The sequence below is a fragment of the Aeromonas sp. 1805 genome (assembly GCF_013085525.1).
In the GTDB taxonomy this organism is placed as follows: domain Bacteria; phylum Pseudomonadota; class Gammaproteobacteria; order Enterobacterales; family Aeromonadaceae; genus Aeromonas; species Aeromonas hydrophila.
On record NZ_CP038515.1, the window covers coordinates 528522 to 543586 of the forward strand.

The 15065-nt window shown below is 63.0% G+C and carries 15 protein-coding genes; 4 read left to right on the forward strand and 11 right to left on the reverse strand.

What is annotated here, in order from left to right; all coding sequences use genetic code 11:
* Positions 1-59: 59 nt before the first annotated feature.
* Complete coding sequence (locus E5E96_RS02360) at positions 60-866, reverse strand: PhzF family phenazine biosynthesis protein (RefSeq protein ID WP_171281477.1); 807 nt, start codon at positions 864-866, stop codon at positions 60-62.
* Positions 867-1064: 198 nt separating this feature from the next.
* On the opposite strand from E5E96_RS02360, the gene E5E96_RS02365 reads away from it, so the two are divergent.
* From E5E96_RS02365 to E5E96_RS02375, 3 genes are read left to right on the forward strand one after another with little or no spacing between them, the layout of a single operon-like run.
* Positions 1065-2855: an assimilatory sulfite reductase (NADPH) flavoprotein subunit gene (locus E5E96_RS02365; RefSeq protein WP_171283196.1), complete on the forward strand. Its 1791-nt coding sequence runs from the start codon at positions 1065-1067 to the stop codon at positions 2853-2855.
* Positions 2855-4567, forward strand: coding sequence for an assimilatory sulfite reductase (NADPH) hemoprotein subunit (cysI, locus tag E5E96_RS02370; RefSeq protein WP_171281478.1), 1713 nt, complete (start codon positions 2855-2857; stop codon positions 4565-4567). The genes E5E96_RS02365 and cysI overlap by 1 nt, the downstream gene beginning before the upstream one ends.
* The gene (locus E5E96_RS02375; RefSeq protein ID WP_076360463.1) at positions 4557-5363 is read left to right on the forward strand and encodes a phosphoadenylyl-sulfate reductase; all 807 of its coding nucleotides are present in this window, start codon (positions 4557-4559) and stop codon (positions 5361-5363) included. The genes cysI and E5E96_RS02375 overlap by 11 nt, the downstream gene beginning before the upstream one ends.
* A 91-nt stretch (positions 5364-5454) precedes the next feature.
* Here E5E96_RS02375 and proX read toward each other — a convergent pair whose 3' ends face one another.
* The 7 genes from proX to E5E96_RS02410 all read right to left on the reverse strand — a co-directional run bounded on the left by proX (position 5455) and on the right by E5E96_RS02410 (position 11651).
* Positions 5455-6456 (reverse strand): glycine betaine/L-proline ABC transporter substrate-binding protein ProX, encoded by a 1002-nt coding sequence (gene proX / locus E5E96_RS02380; protein ID WP_171281479.1) that lies wholly within the window; start codon positions 6454-6456, stop codon positions 5455-5457.
* Entirely contained in the window at positions 6453-7604 is a 1152-nt protein-coding gene (proW, locus tag E5E96_RS02385; RefSeq protein ID WP_171281140.1) for a glycine betaine/L-proline ABC transporter permease ProW, read from the reverse strand. Before proW ends, proX begins: the two co-directional genes overlap by 4 nt.
* Positions 7601-8797 (reverse strand): glycine betaine/L-proline ABC transporter ATP-binding protein ProV, encoded by a 1197-nt coding sequence (gene proV / locus E5E96_RS02390; protein ID WP_171281480.1) that lies wholly within the window; start codon positions 8795-8797, stop codon positions 7601-7603. Before proV ends, proW begins: the two co-directional genes overlap by 4 nt.
* Positions 8798-9296: 499 nt before the next feature.
* Positions 9297-9788 (reverse strand): type 3 dihydrofolate reductase, encoded by a 492-nt coding sequence (gene folA / locus E5E96_RS02395; RefSeq protein ID WP_171281481.1) that lies wholly within the window; start codon positions 9786-9788, stop codon positions 9297-9299.
* Positions 9789-9812: 24 nt separating this feature from the next.
* The gene (locus E5E96_RS02400) at positions 9813-10280 is read right to left on the reverse strand and encodes a threonine/serine exporter family protein (protein ID WP_011707143.1); all 468 of its coding nucleotides are present in this window, start codon (positions 10278-10280) and stop codon (positions 9813-9815) included.
* Positions 10277-11074, reverse strand: a complete 798-nt coding sequence (locus E5E96_RS02405; RefSeq protein ID WP_011707144.1) for a threonine/serine exporter family protein — start codon at positions 11072-11074, stop codon at positions 10277-10279. Before E5E96_RS02405 ends, E5E96_RS02400 begins: the two co-directional genes overlap by 4 nt.
* Before the next feature lie 235 nt (positions 11075-11309).
* Entirely contained in the window at positions 11310-11651 is a 342-nt protein-coding gene (locus E5E96_RS02410) for a DUF3135 domain-containing protein (RefSeq protein WP_017409336.1), read from the reverse strand.
* A gap of 398 nt (positions 11652-12049) precedes the next feature.
* On the opposite strand from E5E96_RS02410, the gene mog reads away from it, so the two are divergent.
* On the forward strand, positions 12050-12580 hold the full coding sequence (mog, locus tag E5E96_RS02415; protein ID WP_016351777.1) for a molybdopterin adenylyltransferase: 531 nt from the start codon (positions 12050-12052) through the stop codon (positions 12578-12580).
* A 31-nt stretch (positions 12581-12611) separates the two neighbouring features.
* Here mog and E5E96_RS02420 read toward each other — a convergent pair whose 3' ends face one another.
* The 3 genes from E5E96_RS02420 to E5E96_RS02430 all read right to left on the reverse strand — a co-directional run bounded on the left by E5E96_RS02420 (position 12612) and on the right by E5E96_RS02430 (position 15063).
* Positions 12612-12950: a DUF2541 family protein gene (locus E5E96_RS02420; RefSeq protein WP_017409337.1), complete on the reverse strand. Its 339-nt coding sequence runs from the start codon at positions 12948-12950 to the stop codon at positions 12612-12614.
* 164 nt (positions 12951-13114) lie between these two features.
* Positions 13115-14341: a beta-ketoacyl-ACP synthase gene (locus E5E96_RS02425; RefSeq protein WP_171281482.1), complete on the reverse strand. Its 1227-nt coding sequence runs from the start codon at positions 14339-14341 to the stop codon at positions 13115-13117.
* The gene (locus tag E5E96_RS02430) at positions 14338-15063 is read right to left on the reverse strand and encodes a 3-ketoacyl-ACP reductase FabG2 (RefSeq protein ID WP_029299248.1); all 726 of its coding nucleotides are present in this window, start codon (positions 15061-15063) and stop codon (positions 14338-14340) included. The genes E5E96_RS02425 and E5E96_RS02430 overlap by 4 nt, the downstream gene beginning before the upstream one ends.
* Positions 15064-15065 lie beyond the last annotated feature (2 nt).

The window sequence follows — 15065 nt, forward strand, 5'->3', positions numbered from 1 at the left end:
CGTTTTTTATGGCAGGCACAAACCGGTGACGAACCTTCAAGACGCCGCCAGCTTGCCGCTTATGAGGCCACTGGCAGCAGCCACTCCCCCTGCCACAAGGTGACGGCCTGACCGGCCATCAGCACCCGATTCTCCTGCAGTACTAGCCGCAGCTCCCCGCCCCTTGCCGAGATCTGGCGGGCCCGCAACTGCCGTTTGCCGAGCCGTTCGGCCCAGAAGGGCACCAGGGTGCAGTGGTTGGAGCCGGTCACCGGATCCTCATCCACCCCGACCCAGGGGGCAAAATAGCGAGAGACAAAGTCATGGTCCGGGTCGCTCGAGGGTGCCGTCACCATCAGGCCGCGGCCAGGCAGCGCGCGCAGGGCCTGAAAATCGGGAGTGAGCGCACGAACCTCCTCCTCGCTGGCCAGCGCAAGCAAGAACTTGGCGCCAGCCGCCAGGGTTTGCAGCGGCCGGCAACCGACCGCAGCCGCATAGGCCGGATCCAGAACGAGCGGCGCCGTGGCAATGCGCGGGAAATCGAGCCAGATCCACTCCCCTTCACGCCGGGCCAGCAGCTCGCCGCTGCGAGTCTCGAAGCGTATGACCTCATCCTCTGCCACCGCCCCCGTCTGCCACAGCACGTGGGCCGCTGCCAGGGTGCCGTGACCGCAGAGATCCACTTCCAGCGCGGAGGTAAACCAGCGCAGCTGGTAGCGGGCATGGCCAAGGGGCACCAGAAAGGCGGTCTCCGACAGGTTGAACTCGGCCGCCATGGCCAGCAGGGTGGCATCTGGCTGGCTCGGCCCCAGCACCACCACCGCCGGGTTGCCGCCAAAGGGGTGCCGGCTGAAGGCATTGACATGAAACAAGCTGATGGTCGACATTCACGCTTCCTGTGTGGGTAATACGGGTTCATTCATTGCCCTTTATACCATGAGAGCCCTGTCGACCTGAGTCGCTTTGCGCCCCTATCCATCACCGTTTTAATGCAGTAATAGAATAAAAAAGACATTTTTATTCTTTGTTGTTATCCATCACACCCCTTAACCTGACCAAAAATCAGACCATGGAAGACGTGTGTGATGCAATTGAAGGACTCCCTGACCAACCTGACTCCCCTCTCCGACGAGCAGCAGCGACAGCTGAGCCAGGCACTATCGACCCTCAATACCCAGCAACTGGCCTGGGTCAGCGGTTATCTCTACGGTCTCTCCCAGGCGGGCAGCCAGCCGGCCGTGACCGGCGCAGCCGCCACTGCCCCCAGCGGCAATCTGACCATTCTCTACGGCTCCCAGACCGGCAACGCCAAGGGCGTGGCCAGCGCCATCAAGGCGCAGGCCGAGGCGCGCGGTCTGCCGGTGACCCTCATCTCCATGGCGGACTACAAACCCAAGCAGCTCAAGAAAGAGACCCACCTGCTGGTGGTAGTGAGCACTTACGGGGAGGGTGAACCGCCGGAGAGTGCGGTCGATCTGTTCGAGCAGCTCAAGAAGGGCAAGGTCGGCAAGCTGGAAGGGCTCAAGTTCGCCGTGCTGGGGCTGGGTGACAGCTCCTATGAATTCTTCTGCCAGACCGGCAAGGACTTTGACAGCCTGCTGACCAAGGCCGGCGCCGATCGGGTGCATGAACTCGCCAGCCTGGACGTGGATTATCAGGATGCCGCCAAGGCGTGGGGTGAACAGGCGCTCAATGCCATCGCCGCCACCCTCTCCGCCGGTCCCGCCAACAGCAACGTGGCCAGCGCGGTACAGCAGGCGGTCGGCCACAGCCAGTACAGCAAGGAGAACCCCTTCCCGGCCAGGCTCTCGGTCAACCAGAAGATCACCGGCCGCGACTCGACCAAGGATATCCGCCACATCGAGATCAGCCTTGAAGAGTCCGGCATCCGCTACCAGCCGGGCGATGCCCTCGGCATCTGGTTTGACAACGACCCCGCACTGGTGAACGAGGTGCTGACGCTGGCCAGTCTCTCCGGCGACGAGGCCACCGCCCGCGGCAGCCTGCGCGAAGTGCTCAGCCGCGAGCTGGAGCTGACCCGCTTGCACGGCGGCTTCATCACAGGACTCGCTGACATATCGGGCAACGCGGCGCTGAAAGATCTGGCTGGCGACAAGGCCCAGGTCAATGCTCTGGTGGCCTCTGCCCAGGTCGTGGATGTGCTGAAACGCTTCCCGACCGCGCTCACTGCCGAGCAGCTGCTGGGCCTGCTGCGCCCGCTCACCCCGCGCCTCTACTCCATCGCCTCCAGCCAGAGCGAGGTGGAAGAGGAGGTGCACCTGACCGTCGGCGTGGTGCGCTATCCGCAGGAAGACGGCACGGTACGCAGCGGCGCCGCCTCCTCCTACCTGGCGGACAGGCTGGCCGAAGACGCTGAGGTACGGGTATTCGTCGAGCACAACGACAACTTCCGCCTGCCGTCAAACCCCGACACCCCCGTCATCATGGTGGGGCCGGGTACCGGCATTGCACCGTTTCGCGCCTTCCTGCAGGAGCGCGAGGCCCAGGGGGCCGAAGGCAACAACTGGCTGTTCTTCGGCAACCCGCACTTCACCCAGGATTTCCTCTATCAGGTGGAGTGGCAGCGTTATGTGAAGAGCGGGCTGCTCAGCAAGATCTCGCTGGCCTTCAGCCGGGATCAGGCCGAGAAAGTCTACGTACAGCACCGCCTGCGGGAAGCGGGCCAGGAGCTCTACCAGTGGCTGGAAGCAGGCGCCCACTTCTATGTGTGCGGCGATGCCAACCAGATGGCGAAGGATGTGCAGGAAGCCCTGCTGGATGTGATTGCGGAACATGGCCACAAGAGCCGTGAGGAAGCAGAAGAGTATTTGAGCGAATTGCGTCGTGCCAAACGTTATCAAAGGGATGTCTATTGATGAGCAAGCAACTTATTCCAGGGCCGGTGGAAGGACCGCTGGCCGACAACGAACGTCTGAAACGCGAGAGCGATCACCTGCGCGGCACCATAGCGCAGGATCTCACAGACCCGCTCACCGGTGGCTTCAACGGCGACAACTTCCAGCTGATCCGCTTTCACGGCATGTACCAGCAGGATGACCGCGACATCCGCCCGGAGCGCACCGCCCAGAAGCTGGAGCCCCTGCACAACGTCATGCTGCGCGCCCGCCTGCCCGGCGGCATCATCAGCCCGGCCCAGTGGCAGGTGATCGACAAGTTCGCCGAGGATCACAGCCTGTACGGCAGCATCCGCCTGACCACCCGCCAGACCTTCCAGTTCCACGGGGTGCTCAAGCGCGACATCAAGATGATGCACCAGACCCTCAACAGCACCGGCATCGACAGCATAGCCACCGCCGGCGACGTGAACCGCAACGTGCTCTGCACCAGCAACCCGGTGGAGTCCGAGCTGCATCAGGAGGCCTACGAGTGGGCCAAGAAGATCTCCGAGCACCTGCTGCCCAAGACCCGCGCCTACGTGGAGATCTGGCTGGACGGCGAGAAGCTGGGGGGTGATGAAGAGCCGATCCTGGGTTCCAACTACCTGCCGCGCAAGTTCAAGACCACTGTGGTGATCCCGCCCCACAACGACGTGGACATCCACGCCAACGATCTCAACTTCGTGGCCATCAGTGATCACGGCAAGCTGGTGGGCTTCAACGTGCTGGTGGGCGGGGGTCTGGCCATGACCCACGGCGACACCAGCACCTACCCGCGCAAGGCGAGCGATTTCGGCTTCGTGCCGCTCTCCCACGTGCTGGAAGTGGCGGCCGCCGTAGTCAGCACCCAGCGCGACTGGGGCAACCGGGTCAACCGCAAGAACGCCAAGACCAAGTACACCCTCGAGCGCGTCGGCGTCGAGGCCTTCAAGGCCGAGGTGGAGAGCCGCGCCGGCATCCCGTTCGGACCGGTGCGCCCCTATGAGTTCACCAGCCGTGGCGATCGCTTCGGCTGGGTTGAGGGGATCGACGGCAAGCACCACCTGACCCTGTTTATCGAGAACGGCCGCCTGCTGGACTTCCCGGGCAAGCCGCTCAAGAGCGGCATGCTGGAAATTGCCAAGGTACATCAGGGGGATTTCCGTCTCACCGCCAACCAGAACCTGATCATCGCAGGCGTACCTGCCGGCGAGAAGGCCCGCATCGAAGCGCTGGCACGCCAGTACGGCCTGCTGGATGACGGCGTGAGCGAACAGCGCAAGCAGTCCATGGCCTGCGTCGCCCTGCCCACCTGCCCGCTGGCGATGGCCGAGGCCGAGCGCATGCTGCCGGCCTTCGTCACCGACATCGAGGGGCTGCTGGCCAAGCACGGTCTGGCCGATGATGCCATCATCTTCCGGGTCACCGGCTGCCCCAACGGCTGCGGCCGCGCCATGCTGGCGGAGGTGGGTCTGGTGGGCAAGGCGCCGGGACGCTACAACCTGCACCTGGGTGGCAACCTCGAGGGGACCCGCATCCCGCGCCTGCACCTGGAGAACATCACCGAGCCGCAGATCCTGGCCGAGCTGGATACGCTTATCGGCCGCTGGGCCAAGGATCGCAACACGGGCGAGTGCTTCGGCGATTTTGTCATCCGCGCCGGCATCATAGCCCCGGTCATCGACTCCGCGAGGGACTTCTATGCAGCCTGATCAGACCGATACAGAGCGGCTGGCGCGTACCGCCGACGGCCGGCTCGACCTCGACGCCCTGCTGGCCTTGAGTCGCGAGGAGCAGGTCGAGGCACTGGCCCCTATCAATCGGGCTCTCGATGCCATCAGCGCCCCCGAGCGGGTGCGCTGGGCGCTGGCCAACCTGCCGGGGGAGCACGTGCTGTCATCGAGCTTCGGCATCCAGGCGGCGCTGATGCTGCACCTGGTGAGCCGCGAGCGGGCCGACGTGCCGGTAGTGCTGACCGATACCGGTTATCTCTTCCCCGAGACCTACCGCTTCATCGACGAGCTGACCGAGCGGCTCGCCCTCAACCTCAAAATCTACCGGGCCGAGCTCAGTCCGGCCTGGCAGGAGGCCCGCTTCGGCCTCCTGTGGGAGCAGGGGGTGGAGGGGATCACCCGCTACAACCAGCTCAACAAGGTGGAGCCGATGGACCGCGCCCTGAACGAGCTGGGCGCCCGCACCTGGTTCTCGGGCCTGCGCCGGGAGCAGTCAGGCAGCCGGGGCAAGCTGCCGGTGCTGGCCATCCAGCGCGGCCGCTTCAAGTTCCTGCCGGTGATCGACTGGAGCAACAAGGACGTCTTCTACTACTTCAAGGAGTTCGACCTGCCCTACCACCCGCTGTGGGAGCAGGGCTACCTGTCGGTAGGCGACGTGCACACCACCACCAAGTGGGAGCCCGGCATGAGCGAGGAGCAGACCCGCTTCTTCGGCCTCAAGCGCGAATGCGGCCTGCACGAGGAGAACGGCGAGAACGACGGCTCCGGCATCTGAGCCAGAGGGCCCGCCCGCACGGCGCCCATAAAAAACGCCCGGCAACTGCCGGGCGTTTTTCTTTGCGCAAAGAGCGAGCTACCGCCTCTCATTACTTGGCGGCGGCGCGCGCCTGGGTCAGCCAGTCGTTCACCAGCGCCTCGTGGCCCTTGAGCCAGGCGTCGGCGTGACGCTCCACGTCCGCCGGCTTGTTCTGCCCCTTGTTCATCAGGCCGTTCTGGACGTTGATGTCATTAAGCGGCAGCTTGACGATGGAGAACAGCCTGGCGGCTGCCGGGTTGGCCTCGGCGAACTGCTTGTTGGCGACGATGTGCATGGTGTTGACAGGGAAGCCGTAGTTCTTGCCGTTCGGCAGCCGGGTCTTGGCTGCATCAGGGCCATCGGCGGGCACCTCCAGCCACACCATGTCCTTGCCCGGCACCAGCTCGCTGCTGAGCCAGTAGGGGGTCCAGGTGTAGTAGAGCACCGGCTTGCCGGCCTGGTAACGGGCGCGGGTGTCGGCGATCAGCGCCGCGTAGTTGCCCTGCTTGTGGGTGACGGTCGGGGTCAGGCCAAACCCGGCCAGATGACGGTTGATCGCCTCTTCACAGCCCCAGCCCGGGTTGCAGCCCACCAGGTCGGCCTTGCCGTCACCATCGCCGTCAAACAGCGCCGCCAGCTTGGGATCCTTGAGCTGACCCAGGTTGGTGATGCCGTAGCGGGTCGCGGTCTGCTTGTCGATGAGATAGCCCTGGGCGGCCCCGGCCACATAGGTGCCCTCACGGAAGAACACCTTGTCGCCCCCCGCCTGCTCATACTTGTTGTTCTGCAGCGGTATCCAGTTGAAGGCGAGGAAAGTGCCATCCCCCTGCGCCACCGAGGCGTAGGCCACGTTGTAATCCACCTCCTGGGCCGGCTGGACGTCGTAGCCGAGGCGTGCCATCAGCTTGCTCACCAGCAGGGTCTGAAAGCTCTCCTCCGGCAACGAGCTCTGCAGGGGCTGGACGCGCACGCCCTCCCCCGGCAGCTCGGTGCTGGCCATGGCGAGCGGGCCGAGCAGTTGGGAGCTTAACAGCAGGGAACCCAGGGTCAGCGTCTTGGTGATGAGTCTCATGCATTTACTCCTTTGTAATCGATAGACTTGTCGCGGCCGAGCAGGCGCAGCAGCAGGGCGGCGGGGCCACGCTGATACCAGCGGCCGCTACGGCTGCGATCCGGCTGTCCCATCGCCTGGGTCAGGCGGTCGAGCACGATGGCCAGCAGCACGATACCGAGGCCACCGATGGAGGCGAGACCCATGTCGAGTCGGCCGATGCCGCGCAGCACCATCTGGCCTAGGCCCCCCACCGCGATCATGGAGGCGATCACCACCATGGAGAGCGCCAGCATCAGGGTCTGGTTGACCCCGGCCATGATGGTGGGCATGGCGAGCGGCAGCTGTACCTTGAACAGCAGCTGGGAGGGGCTGGCGCCGAACGAGTGGGCCGCCTCCACCAGATCGGCTGGCACCTGGCGAATGCCCAGCATGGTGAGCCGGATCATCGGCGGCAGCGCGAAGATGACAGTCACCACCACCCCGGGCACGTTGCCGATGCCAAACAGCATGACGATGGGGATGAGGTAGACGAAGGCCGGGGTGGTCTGCATCGCATCCAGCAGCGGCCGGGTCCAGCGCGACAGTCGCTCGCTCCTCGCCAGCAGGATGCCGACCGGCAGCCCGATCAGCACGCAGAAGAACAGCGAGGTCAGCACCAGCGACAGGGTCACCATGGCATCAGACCAGGCGCCGATAAGCCCCACCACCACCAGTGAGAACAGGGTTCCCAGCGCCATGCGACCGTTCACCAGTTGCCAGGCGATCAGGGTCAGCAGGCCGATCATCAGGGTGGAGGGCACCGTCTGCAGCAGATGGGTCATGCCGCCCAGCGCCAGCTCCACCGGCGCTCGGATCAGCTGGAACAGCGGCCGCAGGTTATCCACCAGCCAGCCGATGCCGCCCTCGACCCAGCTATCCAGCGGCACCAGCGCCTGCTGGAAGGGATCCAGCCAGTCGACGGCGGCTGTGGTGTCAACCGCCTCGATCTGGTTCTGCCAGTCGGTCGCCTCAGTGTCGGTACTGCCCCAGGGATCGGCCACCTCGGTGGCAGCCGCACTGGCCCCCCAGGGGTCGACAGCAGCCTCATCGGCACGCAGGGAGGGGCTCGCCAGCAGCACCAGGGCCAGCAGCCCGCTCAGTAAAAAATGGGGATTCATCCGCTTCATGCCGGGGTACTCCTGTCCAGGGTGTTCAGCAGGTTGGCCTTGGAGATGAGGCCCAGGTAAGTGCCATCCTCCTCGACCACGGGCACCTGACAGGGGGCGGCCGCCACCTGGCTGATCAGTTCGTTGAGGGCGGTGTCCGCCAGAATGGGCTGGATGTCCGCCAGCAGCGCCTGCTCCAGGCTGCCTTTGGCCCTGACCGCCTGACCGAGCGACTCCACTGAGACGACCCCGATGAAGCGACGCCGGCGATCCACCACATAACCGAACTCCCGCTCCTGCTCCTTGAGCTGGCGCAGGGCGTTGCCCGGCCCGTCGGTGGTGTGCTTCTTGATGAGCGGCATCTGCTTGCGGCTGGCCACGTCGCGGGCGCTGAACACGTTGGCGAGATCCACCCCGCGAAAGAAGGCGCGCACATAGTCGTTGGCGGGCTGGTTGAGGATCTCGTCCGGGGTGCCGACCTGCACCAGCTGGCCGTCCTGCATGATGGCAATGCGATCGCCGATGCGCATCGCCTCGTCCAGATCGTGGGAGATGAAGATGATGGTGCGCTGCTGGCTGGCCTGCAGCTTGAGCAGCTCATCCTGCATCTCGGTGCGGATCAGCGGATCCAGCGCGGAGAAAGCCTCGTCCATCAGCAGGATATCGGGGTCGTTGGCCAGCGCGCGGGCCAGGCCGACCCGCTGCTTCATGCCGCCGGAGAGGGCATCGGGGAAGGCATCGATCCACTGACCCAAGCCCACCTGATGGAGCGCCTGGCGGGCGCTCTGCTGACGCTCCGCCAGCGGCACACCGGCCAGCTCCAGCCCGAAGGCGGTGTTTTCCAGCACGCTCAGGTGCGGCATCAGGGCGAAGGACTGGAATACCATGCTGATCTTCTTGCGCCGCACCTGACGCAGCTCGCTGTCGGAGATGGCAGCGATGTCCTCGCCATCGATCAGCACCTGGCCGCGGGTCGGCTCGATCAGCCGGTTGAAGAGACGCACTAGGGTGGACTTGCCCGAGCCGGAGAGGCCCATCACCACGAAGATCTCCCCTTCGTCGATGGCCAGATTGACATCCTGGACCCCCAGGGTCTGCCCGGTTTTTTGCAGGATGCTGGCGCGGTCATACCCTTTCGCCAGCAATTTGAACGCTTTTTCCGGTTGATCGCCGAAGATTTTGTAGAGTGATTTAACCTCGAGTTTGACTGTCATATTGTCCTTTTTTCTTGGCCGACGACTTGCTTGGCAAACCGTCGAACGTGAGCCAATTACTTTTAACACTAAGTAATTTTCAGTCAAAACAAAAGAACCAAAAGAGTCCAAACAAAAAGGCCAAATCACAACAATTTGATTTTTAAGGATTATTTAACACCATAAAAATTCATCAGAAGATGGTGAAAGACTCTATATCAGGCCATGAAATGCAAACGAATTCAATCACAATGCCGGATTGATTGAGGGGGGAAGCCGGGAAAAGGTCAAGATGATGCGCCAGACAAGGAAGGAATCGCGCGTATCTGCCAACGGCAATAAAATGATTAGACAGCTAACGAATTTTTAGTTCTGTTTTAGGAAAAAACAGAGAGGGCGCAGGCCAACCACTCGCTCGTCAGCGGCGCCATTTATCCCTCGCGCGGCAGCTACGGGCAACAAAAAGGCCCCTTGTGCAGCACAAGGGGCCTTTTATCTGCCAGCGAGTTAACGTCGCCCGTCAGCGCCGCTGCCAGGTCTCAAAACAGTAGGAGTGGGGATTCTTCTCGTCGGGCTGATGTGACTCGCGCTCGATGCAGGACCAGTCGCCATCGTCGAAGGCCGGGAAGCGGGTATCCCCTTCCACCGCCAGATCGATGCGGGTCAGATAGAGCCTGTCGGCCCGTGGCAGCAGCTGACCGTAGAGATGACCGCCCCCGATCACCATCAGCTCGGCCACGTCGCTGCCAGCCAGCAGCGCCAGCGCCGCGCCCACCGAATCGATGACCTCCACGCCGTCGGCCCGGTAGTCGGGGTTGCGGCTGATCACCAGATTGCGGCGGCCAGGCAGCGGCCGTCCGATGGATTCAAAGGTCTTGCGCCCCATCAGCACCGGCTTGCCCAGGGTCACCCGCTTGAAGTGGGCCAGATCCGCCGGCAAGTGCCAGGGCATCTGGTTGTCCAGCCCTATCACCCGATCGTGGGCCATGGCGGCAATCATGGAAATCATCATGGGGTCAACCTCTCGAACCGTCGGTCAGATAATGGGGCGGTTACGGTACACGACCAGGGAGGGGATCGCCAAACCGAAACTCAGGGCCCCCACGATAAACAGCGCCTTGAGGCCGTTCTCTACCGCACTCTGGATAAGCTCCATGGTCACTCCGGAGATATTGAGCTCCACCACCGCGATCATCGCCTTGAACGCATAGCTGCCCGGGATCATGGGGATGATGGAGGCAACGCTGAACACCGGGCGCGGTGCCAGCAGCCGGCGCGACCAGTAGACGCAGACAAAGCCGACCGTGGTCGCCGCCGCCAGGGTGGCCCACTCGATGGGCATGCCCTGATGGATCAGCAGGGTGCGCAGACTGTGAGCCAGCGCGCCGCCCATGGCGCAGTACTTCAACATCCGTGGCGGCACGTTGAACAGCATGGCAAACCCCACCGCCGGAATGGCCGACCAGAAGGCATCCTTGGCCAGCAGCCAGATGAAATCCATCATACCTTCCACCCCCAGATGCCGGTCACCGACATGGCGAGAATAATCCCTATCGCCGCGCTGATGGTCAGCAGGGTCGCCGTGCCCCAGCGGGCCAGCCCCATGTTGAAGTAACCCTTCACCATGTCGGAGACCGCGTTGATCAGCGGAAAGCCCGGCACCAGCAGCAGTACGCTGGCCGCCATGGCGAGATAGGGCTGCGCCCCCCAGTTGAAGAAGGTGGCGCTGGAGGCGAGCAGGGTGGCGATGAAACCGGTGGCGGCAAAGTTGATGAGGGGACTGTGGTGGTGGCGGGCAATCAGCTGGCGCACCCGCATGGCGACCGAGGCCGAGAAGCAGGTCACCAGGAAGATGGGCCAGTCGCCGCCAAACAGCAGGCTGAAGGCGCCGCAGGAGAGCCCCACCATGGGTACCACCAGCCAGGGATGATAGTGAAACGGCACTATGGCATCGAGCCGCTGACGCACTTCCCGCGCGCCGATCAGCTCCTTCTCCGCCATGATGCAGATGCGCTGGATCTCGCACACTACCTGCATGTTGATGCCGTGCTCGCGCACCCGCCGGGTGGTGGTGACACAACTGCCCTGATAGAGGCTGGTGAGCACGATGGCGCTGGAGGAGATGGCCATCTCGACGCTCTCCAGCCCGAGCGCCATGCCGAGCCGGACCGTGGTCTGCTCGATGATGCGACTCTCGGCGCCGAACTGGGCCAGCATCTGGCCCACCTTGACGATAATGCGGGTGATTTCCGTCTGCTGCTCCCGCGACAGCACCCGTCTTGGTGTGATACTTCTCATAATCCCTTCGAGTCGTAGCAAATTAAAAAAGTCTCGCCATATTAGCCTAACAATCGGCGCCATACATCTACACATATCACGCCAATAACCAAACTCAAATAAAATAAAAGGCGACACAAAAATACATCAAATGGATTACAAATCACGCCAAACTATACAACGTTGGCCAGCCGGCCTCACCCGGCAACGGTGCAGAATAACGGGGATATATTTCAATAATTACTCGGGAATAATATTATTTTTTCTTGCGGTAATAATCGCTGAAATAGAGGACATTGTTCTCCTTATATTCCGGTAGTGGTTCAGCGTAATCAGGATCATTGAGATGAACCATTTCACAGCGCATGGAATAAAAAGAGTCGTGCATCATGGCGGCAATCCGGATGCAGCTGTCCAGGTTGTTTTTGGCCAGCTGACGCTGACAGTCGATGCGAAATTGCAGGCCGCGCAGACGCATTTGCTGCTGCGGGCTGACCCGGTCGATCAGCCCCTCAATCTGCTGCTGCAGCAACTCGTCGAGCCGCTCGGGCTCCGCCACCGCCAACCGTTTCAAGGTATCAAAATCAGGCAACTCCATATGCCCTCCCGCGGCCAGCCGCTGCATGGTGATACTCAAACAACAACAATCGGTTCATATTTTCACCAATCGCATATGGAGTTATATAAGCCGAACCCCGCCGCGGTTCAATCCGCCGAGCCTGCTTTCTCCTCCTCTTGCGCCAAAAGATGACGGCGCTGCCGGACCTCAGGCGGGTTATTCGTTATGGATCAACCGATTATTCCTGAATATCGATGGCGGGTTCGTTTATACATTTTTGGCACGGCAATATGCCGATGTTATGTCTTATTGAAAGGAGGCTGCCAATATGGCTTGCCATTTGACGCTCGCCTTCGCGCCACCATCCGGCTGGTTTAACATATCTTGCTGATTATGTTATTTTATTTGCCACTTATAGCGGCAACCAAGAGCAGACCATGAGCAAGGCAAGAATCGGTATCGTCACCGTCAGCGATCGCGCCAGTGCAGGCATCTATGAAGACCTGTCCGGCAAGGCCATCATCGACACGCTGAACGCATATTTGACCTCGGCGTGGGAGCCCGTCTATCAGGTGATCCCCGATGAACAGGAGCAGATCGAAGCGACCCTGATCCGGCTGGCGGACCAGGAGCAGTGCAGTCTCATCGTCACCACCGGCGGCACCGGGCCGGCCAAGCGGGACGTCACCCCGGAGGCCACCGAGGCGGTGTGCGATCGCATGATGCCGGGCTTTGGCGAGCTTATGCGGGCCGAATCCCTCAAGTTCGTGCCGACCGCCATCCTGTCGCGCCAGACCGCCGGTTTGCGCGGCAGCTCGCTCATCGTCAACCTGCCGGGCAAACCCAAGTCGATCCGCGAGTGCCTGGATGCAGTCTTCCCTGCCATCCCCTACTGCATCGACCTGATGGAAGGCCCCTATCTCGAGTGCGACGAGACCGTCATCAAGCCGTTCCGTCCAAAGAAATAAAAGCTGGGCGGGGATTTGCCCCGCCCTTTGCTTATTTGCGACCGTATACCTTGACCCCGGCCTTGCTCCCTTCCGAATTGCCGTACACCTCGATCCGCTTGATGCAGAGCCGGCTACCGAGGGATTTCCACCCCGACTCCTGATCCTCTTTCAGATCCTTGTCGAAATAGAGGGTCTTGCTGCGATCGTTGCCATAAAACACCTTGACCCGCTCCAGGGTCAATTCCCGCCCAGCCTTGACCATGATGGATTTGGTCGGCCGGCAGGCGAGCATGGGAATGATGGCGGGATGATCGCCGACCCCGAGCAGAATGGTCTTGCCCAGCCGAAATTCATCATCGGCCATGGCGGGGGCGGCCAGCGCCCACAACAAGCTGGATAACAGAACGCCCTGCAGGACACGCAGCCGCGCGGCGGCACAAGAAAAACCAGATAACAAAGACATGATGCCTCCCGAAAAAAACGGGGGGCATATTAATTCATCAAGGCTAAACCCAGCCTGTACCGGCGCCCTGCCAGGCAGGGCACCGACACTCAGGGCCAGCGTTTGAAGATGAGGGAGGTGTTGATGCCGCCGAAGGCGAAGTTGTTGGACATCAGGTACTCCACCGCCAGCGTGCGGCCGCTGCCCACCACGTGATCGAGCGGGGCGCAGGCCGGGTCCGGTTCGCTCAGGTTGATGGTGGGGGCAAACCACCCCTCCTGCATCATCTCCAGCGCCAGCCAGGCCTCGATGGCGCCACAGGCCCCCAGGGTGTGGCCGAAGTAGCTCTTGAGCGACGAGATGGGGGTGCGGTCGCCGAAGATGGCGGCGGTGGCGTGGCTCTCGGCGATGTCGCCGCGCTCGGTGGCGGTGCCGTGGGCGCTGATGTAGCCGATGTCGGCGGCCGCGAGCCCGGCCTGGGCCAGCGCCATCTCCATGCAGAGCTGCATGGTCTCCTGCTGGGGCTGGGTCACGTGGGCCGCATCGCAGTTGGTGGCAAAGCCCACCAGCTCGGCGAGGATGGTGGCGCCGCGCGCCTGCGCATGCTCCAGCTCCTCCAGCACCAGGGTGCCGGCCCCCTCGCCTATCACCAGCCCGTCCCGCTGCCGGTCAAACGGACGCGGTGCCAGCTCGGGGTTGTCGTTCATCTGGCTGGTGGCAAACAGGGTATCGAACACCACGGCCTCCGACGGGCAGAGCTCCTCCGCCCCGCCGGCCACCATCAGGGTCTGATAGCCGTGCTTGATCGCCTCATAGGCATAACCGATGCCCTGGCTGCCAGAGGTACAAGCGCTGGAGGTGGGAATGACCCGCCCGCGCAGGCCGAAGAACAGCCCGGTGTTGACCGCCGCCGTGTGGGGCATCATCTGCACATAGGTGGTGGCCGTGATGCTGGCGGTGCTCTTGTCGTTGAGCATGACCCCGAAGGCGCGGATGGGATCCGTGCTGCCGGTGGAGGAGCCGTAGGCGATGCCGGTACGCCCGTCGGTGAGCGCCGGGTTGTCCAGCAGCCCTGCCTGCGCCAGCGCCAGCTCGCTGGCGACGGTCGCCAGCTGGGACACCCGCCCCATGGCACGGGTCTTCTTGCGCGGATAGTGAGCCGGCAGCGTGAAGTCCGGAATGGGGGCCGCCAGCCGGGTGTTGAGGCCGTCGTAGATGGCCCACTCCGGCATGTTCACCACGGCGTTGCGCCCCGCCTGCAGGCGGGCCCGCACACTCGGCCAATCCTGCCCGAAGGCGGTCACCCCGGCCATGCCGGTTACCACGACCCGCTTCATACCATGCCTCCGTTGATGGAGATGACCTGGCGCGTGACATAGCTGGCGATGTCGGACATCAGGTAGGAGACCAGCCCGGCCACCTCGTCGGCCTGCCCCATCCGCTTGAGCGGGATCAGCTTCAGCGCCTCCGCCTTCACCTCTTCGTCCACCATGCCGGTGTCGATGAGGCCGGGGGCCACGCAGTTCACCGTGATCTTGCGCTTGGCGAGCTCGAGCGCCAGCGCCTTGGTGGCGCCCATGATGCCCGCCTTGGCGGCGCTGTAGTTGACCTGGCCCCGGTTGCCCATCAGCCCGGACACCGAGGAGATGGTCACGATGCGTCCACCCCGGCGCAGGCCGATCATCGGCATGATGCAGGGCTTGAGCAGGTTGTAGAAGCCGTCCAGGTTGGTGTGCAGCACCCCGTCCCACTCCTCGTCGGTGAGGGCGGGGAAGGCGCCGTCACGGATGATGCCGGCGTTGCAGACCACGCCGTAATAGGCGCCGTGCTCGGCCATGTCGGCCTCCAGCTGCGCGCGGCAGCCCTGCCGATCGGCGATGTCGAACTGAAGCAGGCGCCCCTGCCCACCGGCTGCCTGCAGGCTGGCCAGGGTGGCTTCAGCCCCGGCCCGATCGCTGTGGTAGTGCACCACGATGGAAAAACCGTCGGCCGCCAGCTTGAGGGCGATGGCGCGGCCTATCCCCTTGCTGGCGCCCGTGACCAATACGCTAGAGATCATGA